This is a genomic window from Flavobacterium okayamense (assembly GCF_019702945.1).
In the GTDB taxonomy this organism is placed as follows: Bacteria; Bacteroidota; Bacteroidia; order Flavobacteriales; family Flavobacteriaceae; genus Flavobacterium; species Flavobacterium okayamense.
Genome location: NZ_AP024749.1, coordinates 808501 through 823453, shown reverse-complemented (window position 1 = coordinate 823453; position 14953 = coordinate 808501). Strand labels below are relative to the sequence as shown.

20 protein-coding genes are annotated in these 14953 nt (G+C 29.7%); 7 read left to right on the top strand and 13 right to left on the bottom strand.

Annotated features, from left to right (window positions below):
* Positions 1–3 precede the first annotated feature (3 nt).
* The 5 genes from KK2020170_RS03760 to KK2020170_RS03740 form a co-directional block, all read right to left on the bottom strand.
* A complete protein-coding gene (locus KK2020170_RS03760; protein WP_221259474.1) occupies positions 4–1443 on the bottom strand; it encodes a nucleoside recognition domain-containing protein in 1440 nt (479 codons plus the stop codon).
* A 119-nt stretch (positions 1444–1562) separates the two neighbouring features.
* On the bottom strand, positions 1563–1898 hold the full coding sequence (locus KK2020170_RS03755; protein WP_221259473.1) for a GIY-YIG nuclease family protein: 336 nt from the start codon (positions 1896–1898) through the stop codon (positions 1563–1565).
* 75 nt (positions 1899–1973) lie between these two features.
* Positions 1974–2687 (bottom strand): 3'-5' exonuclease, encoded by a 714-nt coding sequence (locus KK2020170_RS03750; protein ID WP_221259472.1) that lies wholly within the window; start codon positions 2685–2687, stop codon positions 1974–1976.
* 19 nt (positions 2688–2706) lie between these two features.
* On the bottom strand, positions 2707–2985 hold the full coding sequence (locus KK2020170_RS03745; protein ID WP_221259471.1) for a hypothetical protein: 279 nt from the start codon (positions 2983–2985) through the stop codon (positions 2707–2709).
* 8 nt (positions 2986–2993) lie between these two features.
* Positions 2994–4151, bottom strand: a complete 1158-nt coding sequence (locus KK2020170_RS03740; RefSeq protein WP_221259470.1) for a serine hydrolase domain-containing protein — start codon at positions 4149–4151, stop codon at positions 2994–2996.
* Positions 4152–4245: 94 nt separating this feature from the next.
* Between KK2020170_RS03740 and KK2020170_RS03735 the strand changes: the two genes are divergently transcribed.
* Complete coding sequence (locus KK2020170_RS03735) at positions 4246–4872, top strand: hypothetical protein (protein ID WP_221259469.1); 627 nt, start codon at positions 4246–4248, stop codon at positions 4870–4872.
* Here the strand turns inward: KK2020170_RS03735 and KK2020170_RS03730 are convergent.
* Positions 4869–5339, bottom strand: a complete 471-nt coding sequence (locus tag KK2020170_RS03730; RefSeq protein WP_221259468.1) for a methylated-DNA--[protein]-cysteine S-methyltransferase — start codon at positions 5337–5339, stop codon at positions 4869–4871. The two genes, KK2020170_RS03735 and KK2020170_RS03730, sit on opposite strands and share 4 nt — an antisense overlap.
* 60 nt (positions 5340–5399) lie before the next feature.
* A complete protein-coding gene (locus KK2020170_RS03725) occupies positions 5400–5855 on the bottom strand; it encodes a DUF1573 domain-containing protein (RefSeq protein ID WP_221259467.1) in 456 nt (151 codons plus the stop codon).
* 207 nt (positions 5856–6062) lie between these two features.
* On the opposite strand from KK2020170_RS03725, the gene KK2020170_RS03720 reads away from it, so the two are divergent.
* The 3 genes from KK2020170_RS03720 to KK2020170_RS03710 are packed head-to-tail and all read left to right on the top strand — an operon-like array spanning position 6063 to position 8195.
* Entirely contained in the window at positions 6063–7223 is a 1161-nt protein-coding gene (locus KK2020170_RS03720) for a sensor histidine kinase (RefSeq protein WP_255567340.1), read from the top strand.
* Between the two features lie 6 nt (positions 7224–7229).
* Positions 7230–7916: a response regulator transcription factor gene (locus tag KK2020170_RS03715; protein ID WP_221259465.1), complete on the top strand. Its 687-nt coding sequence runs from the start codon at positions 7230–7232 to the stop codon at positions 7914–7916.
* Positions 7917–7952: 36 nt separating this feature from the next.
* Positions 7953–8195, top strand: a complete 243-nt coding sequence (locus KK2020170_RS03710) for a hypothetical protein (protein ID WP_221259464.1) — start codon at positions 7953–7955, stop codon at positions 8193–8195.
* Between the two features lie 30 nt (positions 8196–8225).
* Here KK2020170_RS03710 and KK2020170_RS03705 read toward each other — a convergent pair whose 3' ends face one another.
* Positions 8226–8627 (bottom strand): c-type cytochrome, encoded by a 402-nt coding sequence (locus KK2020170_RS03705; RefSeq protein WP_221259463.1) that lies wholly within the window; start codon positions 8625–8627, stop codon positions 8226–8228.
* A gap of 148 nt (positions 8628–8775) precedes the next feature.
* Here KK2020170_RS03705 and KK2020170_RS03700 point away from each other — a divergent pair, with 148 nt between their 5' ends.
* Both KK2020170_RS03700 and KK2020170_RS03695 read left to right on the top strand, forming a co-directional pair.
* Entirely contained in the window at positions 8776–9714 is a 939-nt protein-coding gene (locus KK2020170_RS03700) for an HU domain-containing protein (protein WP_221259462.1), read from the top strand.
* Positions 9715–9787: 73 nt separating this feature from the next.
* The gene (locus KK2020170_RS03695; protein ID WP_221259461.1) at positions 9788–10297 is read left to right on the top strand and encodes an acyl-CoA thioesterase; all 510 of its coding nucleotides are present in this window, start codon (positions 9788–9790) and stop codon (positions 10295–10297) included.
* Positions 10298–10333: 36 nt separating this feature from the next.
* Here KK2020170_RS03695 and KK2020170_RS03690 read toward each other — a convergent pair whose 3' ends face one another.
* The 4 genes from KK2020170_RS03690 to KK2020170_RS03675 are packed head-to-tail and all read right to left on the bottom strand — an operon-like array spanning position 10334 to position 12638.
* A complete protein-coding gene (locus KK2020170_RS03690) occupies positions 10334–11047 on the bottom strand; it encodes a hypothetical protein (protein WP_255567339.1) in 714 nt (237 codons plus the stop codon).
* Positions 11034–11678 (bottom strand): hypothetical protein, encoded by a 645-nt coding sequence (locus tag KK2020170_RS03685; protein WP_221259460.1) that lies wholly within the window; start codon positions 11676–11678, stop codon positions 11034–11036. The genes KK2020170_RS03690 and KK2020170_RS03685 overlap by 14 nt, the downstream gene beginning before the upstream one ends.
* Complete coding sequence (locus tag KK2020170_RS03680; RefSeq protein WP_221259459.1) at positions 11675–12301, bottom strand: hypothetical protein; 627 nt, start codon at positions 12299–12301, stop codon at positions 11675–11677. The genes KK2020170_RS03685 and KK2020170_RS03680 overlap by 4 nt, the downstream gene beginning before the upstream one ends.
* Position 12302: 1 nt before the next feature.
* Positions 12303–12638, bottom strand: a complete 336-nt coding sequence (locus tag KK2020170_RS03675; protein ID WP_221259458.1) for a PadR family transcriptional regulator — start codon at positions 12636–12638, stop codon at positions 12303–12305.
* A gap of 134 nt (positions 12639–12772) precedes the next feature.
* On the opposite strand from KK2020170_RS03675, the gene KK2020170_RS03670 reads away from it, so the two are divergent.
* A complete protein-coding gene (locus tag KK2020170_RS03670) occupies positions 12773–13819 on the top strand; it encodes a 2Fe-2S iron-sulfur cluster-binding protein (protein ID WP_221259457.1) in 1047 nt (348 codons plus the stop codon).
* A gap of 10 nt (positions 13820–13829) precedes the next feature.
* On the opposite strand, the gene KK2020170_RS03665 is transcribed toward KK2020170_RS03670, so the two are convergent.
* Positions 13830–14888: a helix-turn-helix domain-containing protein gene (locus tag KK2020170_RS03665; protein WP_221259456.1), complete on the bottom strand. Its 1059-nt coding sequence runs from the start codon at positions 14886–14888 to the stop codon at positions 13830–13832.
* Positions 14889–14953 lie beyond the last annotated feature (65 nt).

Below are 14953 nucleotides of genomic sequence, written 5' to 3'. Positions count from 1 at the left end.
CTCTTAAAAAAACCAACTTGCCACAAAAATTGCAGTCAACACACAAATTAAATCCACTAATAACATCATCCAAAGTGTGTAACGAGTGTCTTTAATATTTACAGAACCAAAGTAAACCGCAATAACATAAAATGTGGTTTCGGCACTACACTGGAAAATACAACTTAAACGCCCGGCAAAAGAATCGGGTCCGTAAACGCGCATCGCATCAATCATGAATCCGCGCGAACCACTCGATGCAAAAGGACGTAACATCGCAACTGGTAACGAATCGATAATTTCTTTGTGAACACCTAAATGTGAAAATACAAACGCCATTCCGTGACTGATTAATTCGAATAAACCACTGTTTCTAAACAATGAAATTGCTACTAACATTCCCATTACATAAGGAAAAATCATGGCTCCAGTTTTTAATCCGTTATTTGCACCAACAACAAAAGTGTCGAATAAATTAGTATTCTTTTCAATAAATTTTTTCTCGTTTATGAACGAAAAAACTAACGTAAATCCGATAATTGCTAATAATAAAACACCTGATAAATTTGCCGTAAAATAGTTTTTACCAATTAAATCTAAAGTATTTACATAGAACAACAAACCAATTATTGCTCCAATTAAAGACATTAACCCGACTAATAACGAAGCACTTTTAAAATTGATGCGTTGTTTAATTCCTACTAAAATAAAAGCTGCAATTGTTCCTACAAAAGACGTAATAATACATGGCAACATTACATCGGCTGGATTCGCAGCATTTTCTGCGGCACGATAACCAATAATTGACGTTGGAATTAACGTTAAACCGGCAGCATGCAAACACATAAACATAATTTGCGCATCGCTGGCTTTATCTTTACTTGGATTTATTTCTTGCAGTTTTTCCATGGCTTTTAATCCGAATGGGGTTGCCGCAGAATCCAACCCTAAAAAGTTGGCCGCAAAATTTAACGTCATGTATGAAATCGATTCGTGATTTTTAGGAATAGAAGGAAAAATCTTAGCAAATGCTGGACTTAGATAACCTGCTAATTTTTCGGAAGCCCCAGAAATAATCAATAATTCCATAATACCACAGAAAAAAGCTAAATAGGCAATTAACGGAAGAATTAAATCGAGTAAACTACTTTTTGCCATGGGTAATAAACCATCGGCTTTTTGAGTTCCACTATAAATTTTTACCGTTTGTTTGTTGTAAACATAAGTAGTATCAGCATCAGAAGTAACTTTATTTAAAACAAACTCGTTATTTTCTGAAACTTTTAGACTATCCTGAACAAACTTTGGAATTTCGTTTAAGTATTTTTCATTTATTAAAAGAGGTTCGCCTTGTTTACCATTTAATACATAATCGATGGAATAATACTGATTGGTAAACAATCCTGCAATTACAAAAGTGATAGAACAAACGAATATAACGAACCAAAATCTGCTTAAAACCATAATTTCCTTTCTTGACTTAGCTCAAAGTAATTAAATACTTGATTAAAGCCTTTTTATATTAATATTTATTTAAAATATTCGAGTCCGCTTGAAGTGACACAAAGACTCTTTCATTTCACTTATTTGTCAGGTCGAGCGGAGTCGAGAGCCTTATTTTTAAAGTGTGTTTCATTTTTACACTCTGAAAGCAAAGGTAACAAATCAAAGTTATCATTTATTAATGCTTCCTTTTTAGCTTTACTCCATTTTTTTATTTTCTTTTCAAAATAAATAGCTTGATAAGGTTCAACAAAATCTTGATACCAAAATAATTCAACTGGTCTTCTTTTAAATGTATATGAATCTGAATCAGTTCCTATATTATGTTGCATAACTCGTTGTTCTAAATTAGATCTAAAACCAACATAATAGATTTCATCTGAACATTTTAATATATAAACATAATATAACTTCATTTTTTTGTGTGTTCTCGACTCCGCTCGAACTGACAAAGTTCAGTTCATATTATAACATTCAAGAAATAGATATGTTTAAACATGCGTGATTTCGTCTTCGATTAAAATATCATCTCTACGAAAACGCAGAAAGATTTGAGCAACAGCGATAACATCTTTTTCGCAATAGGTGATAATTCTATCTATGTCCTTTTCAATATAAAATACTCGTGCTACTTCACTGCCATCAATATCGTCTTTAGGCGATGGAATGTCTAATATTTTTGTTAGTAAGCGTAATGAAGTAAAATGTTTGTAGTCGCCAAATTTCCACAATTCTAAAGTATCTAAATGTGGAACTTCCCAAGGTTTTTTACCAAATAAATTTAACTTATCAGGTAACGCAACTCCATGAATAATCATGCGACGCGCAATAAATGGAATGTCAAATTCTTTAGCATTATGTCCGCATAAAACATGAGCCGCGCCATTAAAATATTGGTTTAATAAATTAGTAAAATCTTGTAATATTTTCTTTTCTTCACCCCAAAAACTTGTCGTTCTAAAATTTCTAATGTCTGCTTTGTTTGTAAAATATCCAACCGAAATACAAATGATTTTTCCAAATTCGGCCCAAATTCCTGCTCGTTCATAAAAATCTTCAGCGGTAACCTCATCGCGACGTTGGTATTGAGTTTTGTTTTCCCAAAGCTTTTTGGTTTCTTCATCCATTCCCATATAAGAATCGAATTGCGGAACGGTTTCAATGTCTAAAAATAAAATGTTGTTGAGTTGAATTTTTTCTATCATTTTTTATAGTTGTTATTAATTAAAGAATATTATATCTCATTGAAAAAAACAAAATCAATACAAACAAAATCGTAAAAATTAAAATAAATATAAAAAGTTGCTCTCTGTTACTTTTTAAAACTTTGTTTTTGATTTTAATCAATTCATTTTTTGAAATTGATTTTGAATCAGAACCAATATTATTACTTTTCAGATTCTCAAAAGCTTTCTTTCTATTATCTAATCTTTCTTTTCTGTTTTGCTGATTTTGTTTTACTAATTTATCTCTATTGTGAAGGCCTGAGAAATGACTATTCATATTTAAATTTATTTTCTCTGAGCTAACATTTCATAAGCTTCATCTACATAAACATACAAATCATCACTATGCGGGTCAGTATCAGTTTGTAAACCTTTTATATGGCCTAAACGAACAATAATTAAATCGTCTTCTGGAATTACAATTACAAATTGCCCTAAATGACCACGCATATAATACAATTGTTTTCCGCTTACATTATGCATCCACCAGCCGTAACCGTATTGCGGACTTTCTGGAAAACGCGGCGTAACACATTTTTGTACAAAAGTTGAATCGAGAAGTTGCTTTCCGTTCCATTTTCCGTCTTGCTTCATTAGTTTTCCAAAACGTGCAAAATCACGTGCATTACTGGCAATACAACAATAGGCTTTTTCAATACCATCGGGTTCATGATCTAATTGCCAAAGTGCTTCGTTTTCGGCTCCCATAGGTTGCCAAAAGTTTTTTGAAACATAATCTGATAAATATTCGCCAGTTGCTTTTTCAATACACATCGCTAGTAATTGTGTAGCACCGCTTAAATAACTGAATGATTTCCCTGGTTTATCTTTTACTTCTAAACCAAGTATTACTTTCTTTAAATCATCATCAAAATAAGCCCTAGTTACTATTGAAAATGGACTGTAATAACGTTCGTCCCAACTTAAACCAGATGCCATAGACGACAAATCGCCAACGGCAACTTCATTTGCAAACTCGCCTTTAAGTTCTGGGAAAAAATCGGTTACTTTTTGGTCTAAACTTTTAATTTTTCCTTCCATAATTGCTTTTCCTAAAGCTAATGTAACGACACTTTTTGCCATAGAAAAAGAATTGGATTTAGAATCTTTACCGTAACCATCAAAATAGCTTTCGTGCCAAATACTATCATTTTTGATAATTAAGTAAGCAACCGTTTGTAGCTCTTTGTGAGTTTTTTCTAAAACTTCTGTTGTAGGAATAGAATTATAATCTTTGGCAATTGCCCAAGGTTGTGCTGTTCCTTTTTTTATTTCTCGATTTGGAAAATGTGTATAATCATCTAAGAAAGCAGTTGTATGTCCGCGAAAATAAATCGTTCGTACCGCTCTTAATAAATAATCTACATCAAAAATATAAGCTAAAACAATGATTGTTATTACTAAAATAGCCAACCATTTAAAGAAGTTTTTTAGAAATTTCATGGTAATTTAGTTAAAGTCTAAAAATAATAAAAAAATAGTCACTAAATCAACGCAACTTTTTTTTATAAATAGAATCTTGTTAAAAATATCAATTATGAAAAAACATTTCTACCTAATAGTTTCTTGTTTTGTAATAAATATAAGCTGTAATTCAGATTTTGATGATAAGATAGATTCACAATTAATGATTGGCTGTGACGAATCAAACACAGAATTTCAAAATATTTATAACAATATACTTCAAGATCCAAATTCATATGATGATGTTTCTATAGATTTGGAAGTTCATGAAATAACTATTTCTCTTAGTTCAACTAAAAATATATGTAAAATTGGCTATCAAAGTCAACATTCTAATTCTACTATTCCATATACAATAGAAATTTTTGACAATACAAATAATCAAATTGTTTATTCGGGTTCACATTTATTTTCTCAATTAAACACAAGCTACGTTACGCTTAATAGTCCTATTACATTAAATGCAAATAACTCATATTCAATAAGAAGAATTCAAAATATCATTTCAACTGATTTGTCAGATCTTTTGGGCAGGTATGTTTTTGTTAATGACCTAAGTAACCCAGGAACTACAAACATCTTACCAGCAACTTCAGGCTTTTTGACTATTGAAAGTTCAAGTTCTTACAGTATAGGAAGTACAAGTAATAATCAATATCTAGATTCATTAGTTTATATAGATATTGTTTTTGAAAATTAAAACAAAGTTTGTTGTTTTTCTCCTTTTTCGTGTTCTAACAACCATTGTTTACGCCACAATCCACCAGCGTAACCTGTTAAAGAACCATCGGAACCAATAACACGATGACAGGGAACAACTATCCAAAGTGGATTTTTACCATTGGCGGAAGCTACAGCGCGAATCGCTTTTACATCTCCTAATTTTTTAGAGAGCTCTAAATAAGAAGTGGTTTTTCCATAAGGAATTTGAAGTAATTCTTGCCAAACTCTTTTTTGAAAGTCAGTTCCTTTAGGATTGGTTTGAAATGTAAACGTTTGACGTCTTCCTTCAAAATATTCTTGTAGTTGGTTTACAGCATCTTTAAGTTCTAATGGAATTGTTTTTGATATTTCCCCTTCTTGTAAAATTGAAATCACAGAAACTCCGTTTTCATTTCCTTTAATTTTTGCTGTACCCAAAGGCGTATTTATAAAAACCGTTTCCATATTGTAAAAATAAAAAAACCACTTCAATTGAAGTGGTTTTCCTAGAATTATAATTACTTATTATTTTAATAAGATCGATTTTTCTTCTGTTTCTGCTTTTTTAACTGTTCCTTTGATAATTAAAACTTTTGGAGCAGCACCTTCTTCATTTGTAGTAACTGTTACCGTTTTGTGGAAATTACCTGGAGCAGCAGCATTATAAGTTGCAGTTACTGTACCTGTTTCACCTGGTTTTACAGGAGTTTTAGTATAGTTAGTTGCAGTACAACCACAAGACGCTTTTACATTAGTTAATAAAACTGTTTGATTCGTTGTATTAGTAAAAGCGAACTCATAAGAAACTGGTTTACCTTTTTCAATTTGTCCAAAATCGTGAGACTCTTCAGTCCATTTAATTTCAGATTGTTTTGTAGGTTTTACAGCTTCTGGAGCTACTGATTTTTTAGTTTCAACTTTTTGTGCAAAAGATAAAGCTGATACAAAAAGAGCAACTAAAGTTAATTTTAAAGTTTTCATACTGTCTATTTTTTATGTTATTGTTATTTTTGGTTTAACAAATTTAGAAACAAATTCTATTTTTGTTGTTAATCAGTTTTTAATTGTTGTTAATGATTTGTTAATCGCGTTTTGAAATTTAATCGGCTAAACATACTTATTCTTTTTGGTTTTGTTGCAATTGTAGGTGTAATTATTATGCAATTACTATTGCTTAATCAAGCATTTATGTTTGAGAAAAAAGAGCTAGAAAACAAAATTCACTTCGCACTTCAAGATGTTGTAAAGAAAATTTATGCCGATAACAACTCTTCTTTACCAATTACGAATCAAATTCAAAAAGTTTCCGACAACTATTATATCGTAAACGTAAATGATGTTTTTGAAAACAATGTTCTGGAGCATTATTTAAAAACCGAGTTTAGCAAAGTTAAGCTTGAACAAGATTTTGAATATGCCATTTATAATTGCGGAACCGACGATATGATGTATGGAAATTATATTTCCTCTTCTGGTGAAGCAGAAAAAAAATGTGTGGATTGCTTTACAAAAGACTCAGACTTAATTTATTATTTCGCCATTCGATTTCCACATTTAAAACAAAACCTTTTTAAAAGTTTAAACCAATATTGGATTTTCACTTTTGTCTTGTTCTTAGTACTTATTATATATGTGTATTCTGTTTTTCTATTGTTAAAACAAAAACGATATACTGAATTGCAAACCGACTTTATCAATAATATGACGCATGAGTTTAAAACGCCTTTATCGTCCATTCTTATTGCTTCAAATTTTGCCAATTCACAAAAGGAAATTAAAGAAAATGCAAAACTTAGTAAATACGTTCAAATTATTATTGAACAAAGCAATAAACTGAACCAACATATTGAGCAAATTTTATCTTTAGCCAGAACGGATAGTCATCAAATTCATTTGCAAAAAACAGAAGTAGATTTGTTTAAAAATTTGGAACTAATAATAGAAAATCTAAAACTAAAACATACTAAGAATTTTGATTTTACCATTGATAATTCTACTAAAATTATAATAAACGCTGATGAATTCCATTTTTATAATTTGTTGTACAATTTAGTTGACAATGCTATCAAATATGGAATTGAAAATCCGAAAGTTGATATAAAAGTTGTAGAAACTAATTCGCATTATATCATTCAACTAAATGACAATGGTCCCGGAATTCCTGAGAAAGATTTGCCTTTTATCTTCGATAAATTTTATCGCGTGAGCCGAAAAGACACTGAAGAAATTGAGGGTTTTGGAATTGGATTAGCCTATGTGAAAAAAATATGCGAACTTCATCACTGGAAAATTAAAGTAAAAAATACTGATAACGGACTTCAAACGGATATTGAAATTCCTAAAAAATAATCAGCAATGTCTAAAAAAAGAATTTTATACGTAGAAGACGACGAAACGCTTGCTTTTTTAACAGCCGATAATCTCGAACAACATTTTCATGTAATTCATGTAAATAACGGAAAAAAAGCATTCGAATTATTTTGCGAAGAACATTTCGATTTGTGTGTGCTCGACATTATGTTGCCTGACATGGATGGTTTTGAAATTGCACAAGAAATTCGAAAAAAAGACGTTGAAATTCCTATTATTTTTCTTTCGGCAAAAACCATGAAAGAAGATCGTATTAAAGGGTTACGATTAGGTGCCGATGATTATTTAGTAAAACCCTATTCGATTGAAGAATTAATTTTAAAAATTGAAATTTTCTTAAACCGAAGTCAAAAATCTGGAGTTGATAAATCGCAAAAAACCTATACAATTGGTTCTTTTACTTTTGAACCCGAAAATTACCAATTGAAAAATGACAAAGAAAGCATTACACTAACCGAAAGAGAATCGGCGTTGTTGCATTTGTTTGTAGAAAACACGAACACGGTTTTAAAACGCGAAACCATTTTAATACAATTATGGGGAAGCGACGATTATTTTTTAGGCAGAAGTTTAGATGTTTTTATTTCACGCTTGCGCAAAATCTTTAAAGAAGAAACCAACGTGCGTATAGAAAATATCCCTAGAGTTGGGTTTAAATTAGTGGTTGAGTAAATCAATCTATAGTGTAGATTTAAATTAAATAGACTAATGAAAAAAGAACATAATGAAATAATTAATTTAATTTCAGATTACTTAAATCAACATCCAGATCAAAGATTTGGACAGGCAATTTTTAACATTGGTATTAATGAATTTTTAAATAAAGTTGATCCTGAAAAAGACGATTTTAGAATTAGAGATATATACAATGATCAAGATAGTGATATAATAAATCGCATTAAATCACAGCTTGAATGGTTTGAAAAACAAAAAAATGATAAAAATGATTAATAAATATGAAGTATGCTTCTTAAATAAAAACTAAAAACTCATCACATACGCTTCAAGCGCTTGTAATTCTTCGTCGGTCATATTTTTAGTAATGGCAAAGTTTGCTTTCATTACTTCAAACTGAGATGGATCAACAATAGGTTCGCCTTCACCTTTTAAGAATGTAACTATACTTGCGTTTTTGTCTTTATAAATTTTAGAAATCTCTTTTAAACTTGGTCCAATTACTTTAGTCGCTGGTTTGTGGCAAGCTGTACAGGTTCCTTTTCCTTCAAAAAGCTTTTTTCCTTTTTCAAGCATTGGGTTTACTGTTGCTGCCTCCTCTGTTACCGAAACGGGTTCCACTTGTTTCTTACCAAAAGGTTCTTCTTCCTTTTTTCCACCACAACTTGCTAAAACAACAATCGCTATACTTAAAACTAACTTCTTCATTGTACTAATTTATTTAAGACCTCTCAAAGGTATTATCTTTATATGAAATGGTTGGTGACATTTATCACATTCTCAAAAAAATTCAGATTGTTAATAATTTTTGTTGATAAAATTTTGAAAAACCTATTGTTTCCTTACTTTTGTTACTATGATGCTTGACAACTACATTTCGGACTTATTATATCGTTACCAATGTGTTACGGTTCCTGGTTTTGGTGCTTTTGTTGCCGAAACGGTTCCTGCGCAAGTAAATGGCAGCGCTGCAACCTTTTTGCCACCACGAAAAATCATCACTTTTAATAGCAATATTAAAAACAACGATGGGCTTTTGGCAAACCATATTGCAGCTAATGAAAACGTAAGTTTTGAAAAAGCAACTGAAATGATTGCTCAAAAAGTAGCGTCTTGGAATTACGAATTAGATCAAAGAAACGCTCTTATTTTCGATAAAATTGGAACAATTAATGTAAATGGCGAAGAAAAGAATTTAGTTTTCGAACCTGCCAATACAACCAATTTCTTAGTAAGTTCGTTTGGATTATCACAATTTGTTTCACCAGAAGTAAAACGTGAAGTTTTAAAACAAGAAGTTGAAGTTTTAGAAGAAAAAGCGCCAATTATCTTTACACCTGAACGCAAGAAAAATAATTTCGCTTTTGTAAAATATGCAGCTGCCATTGCGGTTTTAGGAACGGTTGGTTTATTTGGATACAAAATGCATTATGACCAACAAGTAGCCGAACAAACTTTAGTAGTTCAAAAGAATGTTCAAGATAAATTAGAAGCGCAAATTCAACAAGCTACTTTTTTCATTGAAACACCAAATGTAACAGCTGTTGAACTTCCTGTTGTAGAAGAAAAATTACCATATCATTTAATTGCTGGCGCTTTTAGAAGCGAAGAAAATGCTGAAAAAGCATTACAAATGTTAATCGATCAAGGTTTTAAAGCACAAAAATTAGAAAAAAATAAATACGATTTATATCCAGTTGCTTACGGAAGTTTTGCAACACTTGAAGAAGCAGAAATGGAAAAACAAAAGCTTAAAAGTGAAGTCGATGCCGAAGCTTGGCTTTTAATAGACTAACAAATCCCATTTTTTGGGATTTTTTTATGCTTACTATTTACGGTTGCTTTATATCTTTGCAAAAAAAACGACAATGCAACCAAAATTTCCTTCTGATTCATTAACAACATTAACCGATTTAGTTTTACCAGGTGAAACCAATCCATTAAATAATTTATTTGGTGGCGAACTTTTAGCACGTATGGATAGAGCTGCAAGTATTACCGCTCGTCGTCATTCGCGTAGAGTTTGTGTAACGGCTTCGGTAAATCACGTAGCGTTTAACAGAGCGATTCCATTAGGAAGTGTAGTTACTGTTGAATCTAAAGTTTCAAGAACGTTTAATTCGTCTATGGAAATTTATATCGATGTATGGATTGAAGATAGAGAATCTGGAATTCGAAATAAAGCTAATGAAGGTATTTACACTTTTGTAGCTGTTGATGAAACCGGACGTCCAGTTCCTGTTCCTGCAGTTGTTCCACAAACCGAATTAGAGCAACAACGTTTTGATGCCGCACTTAGAAGAAAACAGTTAAGTTTAGTGCTTGCTGGAAAAATGAATCCGAGTGAAGCAACCGAATTGAAAGCGTTGTTTTCATAATAAAATAAAAAAGACAAGTTTTGAACTTGTCTTTTTTTATGCTACAAACTTATATTCTGGATATGTTTCTTCTAAATATTTCTGAGCTTTCGATGGAATTTCGAAAAGGATAATATATTCCAACAAACACATTGTGACAATAAGTGAAGCAAAAAAAACTGACTTTACGATAGAAAACCGAACTGTTACATCATCAAATTGTAGCATAATTTGTACAGGTAAATAACTTAATCCAGTCATTGCAGAATAGCCTGAAATAATTTCTTTAAAAAGCCATTTTTTACCTGTTTCTTTAACTTCTTTTTTATACGCTTTCGTTCTTTTAACTAAACCAATCCAAAATAAAACTAAAGTTGCAAAAAACAAAATTGACAATAAAATACTAGAATATTGAAAGTAAAAAAACAGAAAACTTAAACTTCCTATTAAAGAGATTGTAATAACAACCTTCGGGATAGAAAAGAAATTTTTAAAATGCTTCCAAACAATTTTATTATATCTTTTATTAAGCGCAGATTGACGTTTTTCAACCACATCCATAAAGCCAAAAACACCAAATTTTTTAAATTCTAATTGTAAGACTTCTTCAAAATCTAGATTGGGATTATCTGGCCATTGTTGTTCAATTGCATTTGCTAAATGATCGACTAATTCTGTTTGTAAGTCATACCATTCTACATAATGTTGTCGAGTGAATTGATATAAACGCTCTATTTGTTCTGGAGTTAGTTTCATGTTATTGAATTTCATAAAGATTGCTTTTAAAAAGTTGTTTTTGCTTTATGAAATGATATCTTACAAAATTTAAAAACAATCCAAAAAAAAGTAATAAAAAAATTAATACGGTTATATTAATATTGTTTTTATTTCCTGTCAAATAGCCATTATTTAAGAACAATAAAGGTTGATACAAAACAAATAGAATAACAGAGTTTTTTTCTAAATAATAAAACCTTTTTTTCTCCTTGAAATAGTAAGTTAATGCTTGTATAAAGTAAAACAAGCCCATTCCTAAAAAGACAGAAAAAACTAAAAATTTTGCAATTGTTTTTGCCTCGAAATCATTATGAATGAAATAAAAAAGTCCAATTAAAGAAAAATATAATAATAACGAATACAGCTTCAAATTAAATTTTAAAAAAGGAATAATTACTTTATAATTATGTTTAAGGGTCTTCTCATTTTCTTTAATTAAATCCCTCTTATTCAAAACCATATAGTTTTTAAAAGCATCATAAAAATCTAAATTTTCAGCTTCCATTTTTTGTTCTACAGCAGTTGCCACGTGGTCAAGCATTTCCATGCGAATGTCGTAGTAAATGACTTCACTGTTTTTAAGGTAATTGTCTATGAATTGGATGTTTTGTGGGGTGAGTTTCATACCAACTGATATTTATTAATAAAATGCTGATGCTTATAAAAAGAGTAAATCAAAAATGGAGAAACTGCTATAAGTAATGAAAAGCTTATAAAATTCATAAAGCTTGAATTCCAAAGGAAAACAAAGACAAAGTAAATTGTTAAAAGCCAAAAGTTTTGGTTAAACATATAAGAATAACTTGTCTTAAATTTCCCTTGATAGATTTTAAATTTCAAAGCAGAGAAAATGAAAAAACAAAAAATGAAAATCCATCTGAAAGATTTTGTGAATAATTCATTTTCAAAATCTTTTAAAAAGTTATTAAAAGTTAGAATTCCAAATAAAAATGAAACCACTAAAGCAATATTGTAAATCAAAAACCTTTTAAAAAGTTGGTTAATTACAATTTTAGGAAAAGTTCTTTTATTGCTAATAAATACACTTTCTGAAAGAACTAATTTTTGTTCCCATTGTTTCAAGACCAATAGTAATGCCTCATTAAAATCGGATTGGTTTAATTCCATTTCCTCTTCAACCTGACAAGCAATATGATCTTTTATTTCTAGTTTAAAATCAAGAAAATCTAATCCTAATTTTTCTAAAATTATATCGATTTTATTTATTTGTTCCGAAGTCAACTTCATCTTAATAACTCAATTTAGGATTCACAATAGTTTGCATGTTCTTAATAAACTCTTCTAATTCTGCTAATCGATTAACGGTTTCCGTAGTTCCTTTTTCAGTTAGTTTATAATACTTTCGTAAACGATTATCTACTTTTTCAACCTCAACATCTAATAAACCTTCTGCTTCTAATTTATGCAAAGCAGGATACAAAGCGCCTTCCGTAATGTTTAATTCGCCTTTTGTAATTTCTTTTACTTTCTGCGTAATTTCATAACCATACATTCTGCCTTTTTCTTCTAAAAGCTTCATGATAATGGTATTTAAACTTCCTTTATATAATTGGGAATTTTTCATAAGTGTAAAATTTCAAAACAAATATACATAATTTTCTTATGTATAAAATTCTTAGGTATTATTTTTTAACTCTTTTTTCTTTCTTCTAACTTCTTTTTTCTTGATTAATAGTATTTTTGTAAAAAAGATTTATCATGTCTACATTTTATAAACTCAGCATAAAAGAAATTAAACGCGAAACACCATCGGCTATTTCGGTAACTTTTAATATTCCACTTGAATTTCAAGATTTCTATAAATTCACTGCTGGACAATATGTAACTTTAAAATTAACACTTGACGGAGAAGAAATCCGTAGAGCGTATTCCATTTGTTCTTCACCTAATAGTGGTGAATTACGCATTTCAATTAAAGCTATTAAAAACGGTTTCTTTTCTAAGTTTGCGAACGAACAATTAACCGCTGGAAAAGTAATTGAAGTTGGTGTTCCTGAAGGAAAATTTACGTTTGAACCTAATGCTGAACGCCAAAAAAACTATGCTGGTTTTGCTGCTGGAAGTGGAATTACTCCAATTATGTCAATTTTAAAATCGGTTTTAGAAAGTGAACCAAAAAGCACATTTGTGTTAACTTACGGAAATAAATCACCTGAGGAAACTATTTTCCACGATGAACTACACGATTTACAACAAAAATATGTTGGTCGTTTATTTGTTCATTATGTGTTTAGTCAATCAGGTAAAGGCGAATTATTTGGTCGTATCGATAAGTCAGCTGTTAATTTTGTTTTGCATACAAAACATAACGAAAAGACTTTTGAAAAATTCTATTTATGTGGACCGGAAGAAATGATTAATATTGTTTCTTCTACATTAAAAGAGCAAAACATAAAAGAAGGAGATATTAAATTTGAGTTGTTTTCTACTTCAACAGAAAACGATAAAGAAATCTCAGCTCAAGGACATACAAAGATTACTATTCTTCTCGATGATGAAGAAACTTCATTTGAAATGAGTCAAAAGCAAACCCTTTTAGAAGCGGCTTTAAAACAAAGTTTAGATGCGCCTTATTCTTGTCAAGGTGGAATTTGTAGTAGTTGTATTGCAAGAGTTACTGAAGGAAAGGCTGAAATGAAGAAAAATCAAATACTTACTGATGATGAAATTGAAGAAGGTTTGGTTTTAACGTGTCAAGCACATCCTATTACACCAACCATTAAAGTAGATTACGATGACGTATAAAAAAAGGAGCTTAATTAAGCTCCTTTTTATTTTTAAACTCTGAAGGAGTTTCCCCAGTATATTTCTTAAAAGTTGAATTAAAAGATGTTTTAGAATTAAAACCTGATAATGAACCAATCGCTTCAAGCGTATAATTTGAATATTCACCATTTATAAGAATTTGTTTAGCATATTCAACTCTAAACTCATTAATAAATAATGAAAAGTTTTTATTATAATTTTTATTTATATACTGTGATAAATACTTTTCATTTGTTCCAATTTCTTTTGCTAATAATTTTAAATTTATTTGAGGGTTCAAAAAAATCTTATCTGAGTGAATTTTATGATTTAACTTTTTACCAATTTCTTCAAAAATTGAATTTTCAGAATCTTCAATTTCAAATTCGTCTCTTTTAGCACTTAACTTAAATAATATAGCAATAGAAAGAATAAAATAACCAGTATAATAAACTTTTAAAACACTTTTAACTGAGGAGTTGTCAATTAAATAATTAGTAAGAATCCAAATAAAAATATAAACATCATAAAGTAATACAAACCAAAACAACAATCCTTTTTCTATATTTTTTTTGAAATTATTTTTTGAAGGAAAAAACTGTAACGAACGAAACGATAAAAAGCTATAATAAAAAGTTGAAATTGGAAAAACGAATAGAATAATAATATAATTACTATAAGTCATCACGTTTTCAACTACTTCATAGGTAAAAACTTTTTCATCTTTTTGAACAGAAAAATATAGAAGTGAAAAAATGTTAATGAAAAATAAAACGATTGGAATATAAAGATGTCGAATATCAAGTAAAACTTTATTCAATTTAAATTGAATTATTCCATATAAAAGTGGAGGCAATAACGTTAACCAAACAAAAAATAAAACGGCAAAAGTACTTACTATATTTTCAGATAAAATATCTACATAATCTGATGCAATAAACAAACTTATAAATAGTAAAAACCAGGACAAATAAAAAACTACAACAACGGCGTTTTCCTTTCTTTGAATCAATCGATATAAAGAAAAAACGAACGCTGCAAGAGAGATGCCTATTAATTGTAATTTCATTTATTGTGTGTTATTAAAACAAAAATAGACATTTTATTTTTTATAAACATCATTTAAATAAAGCA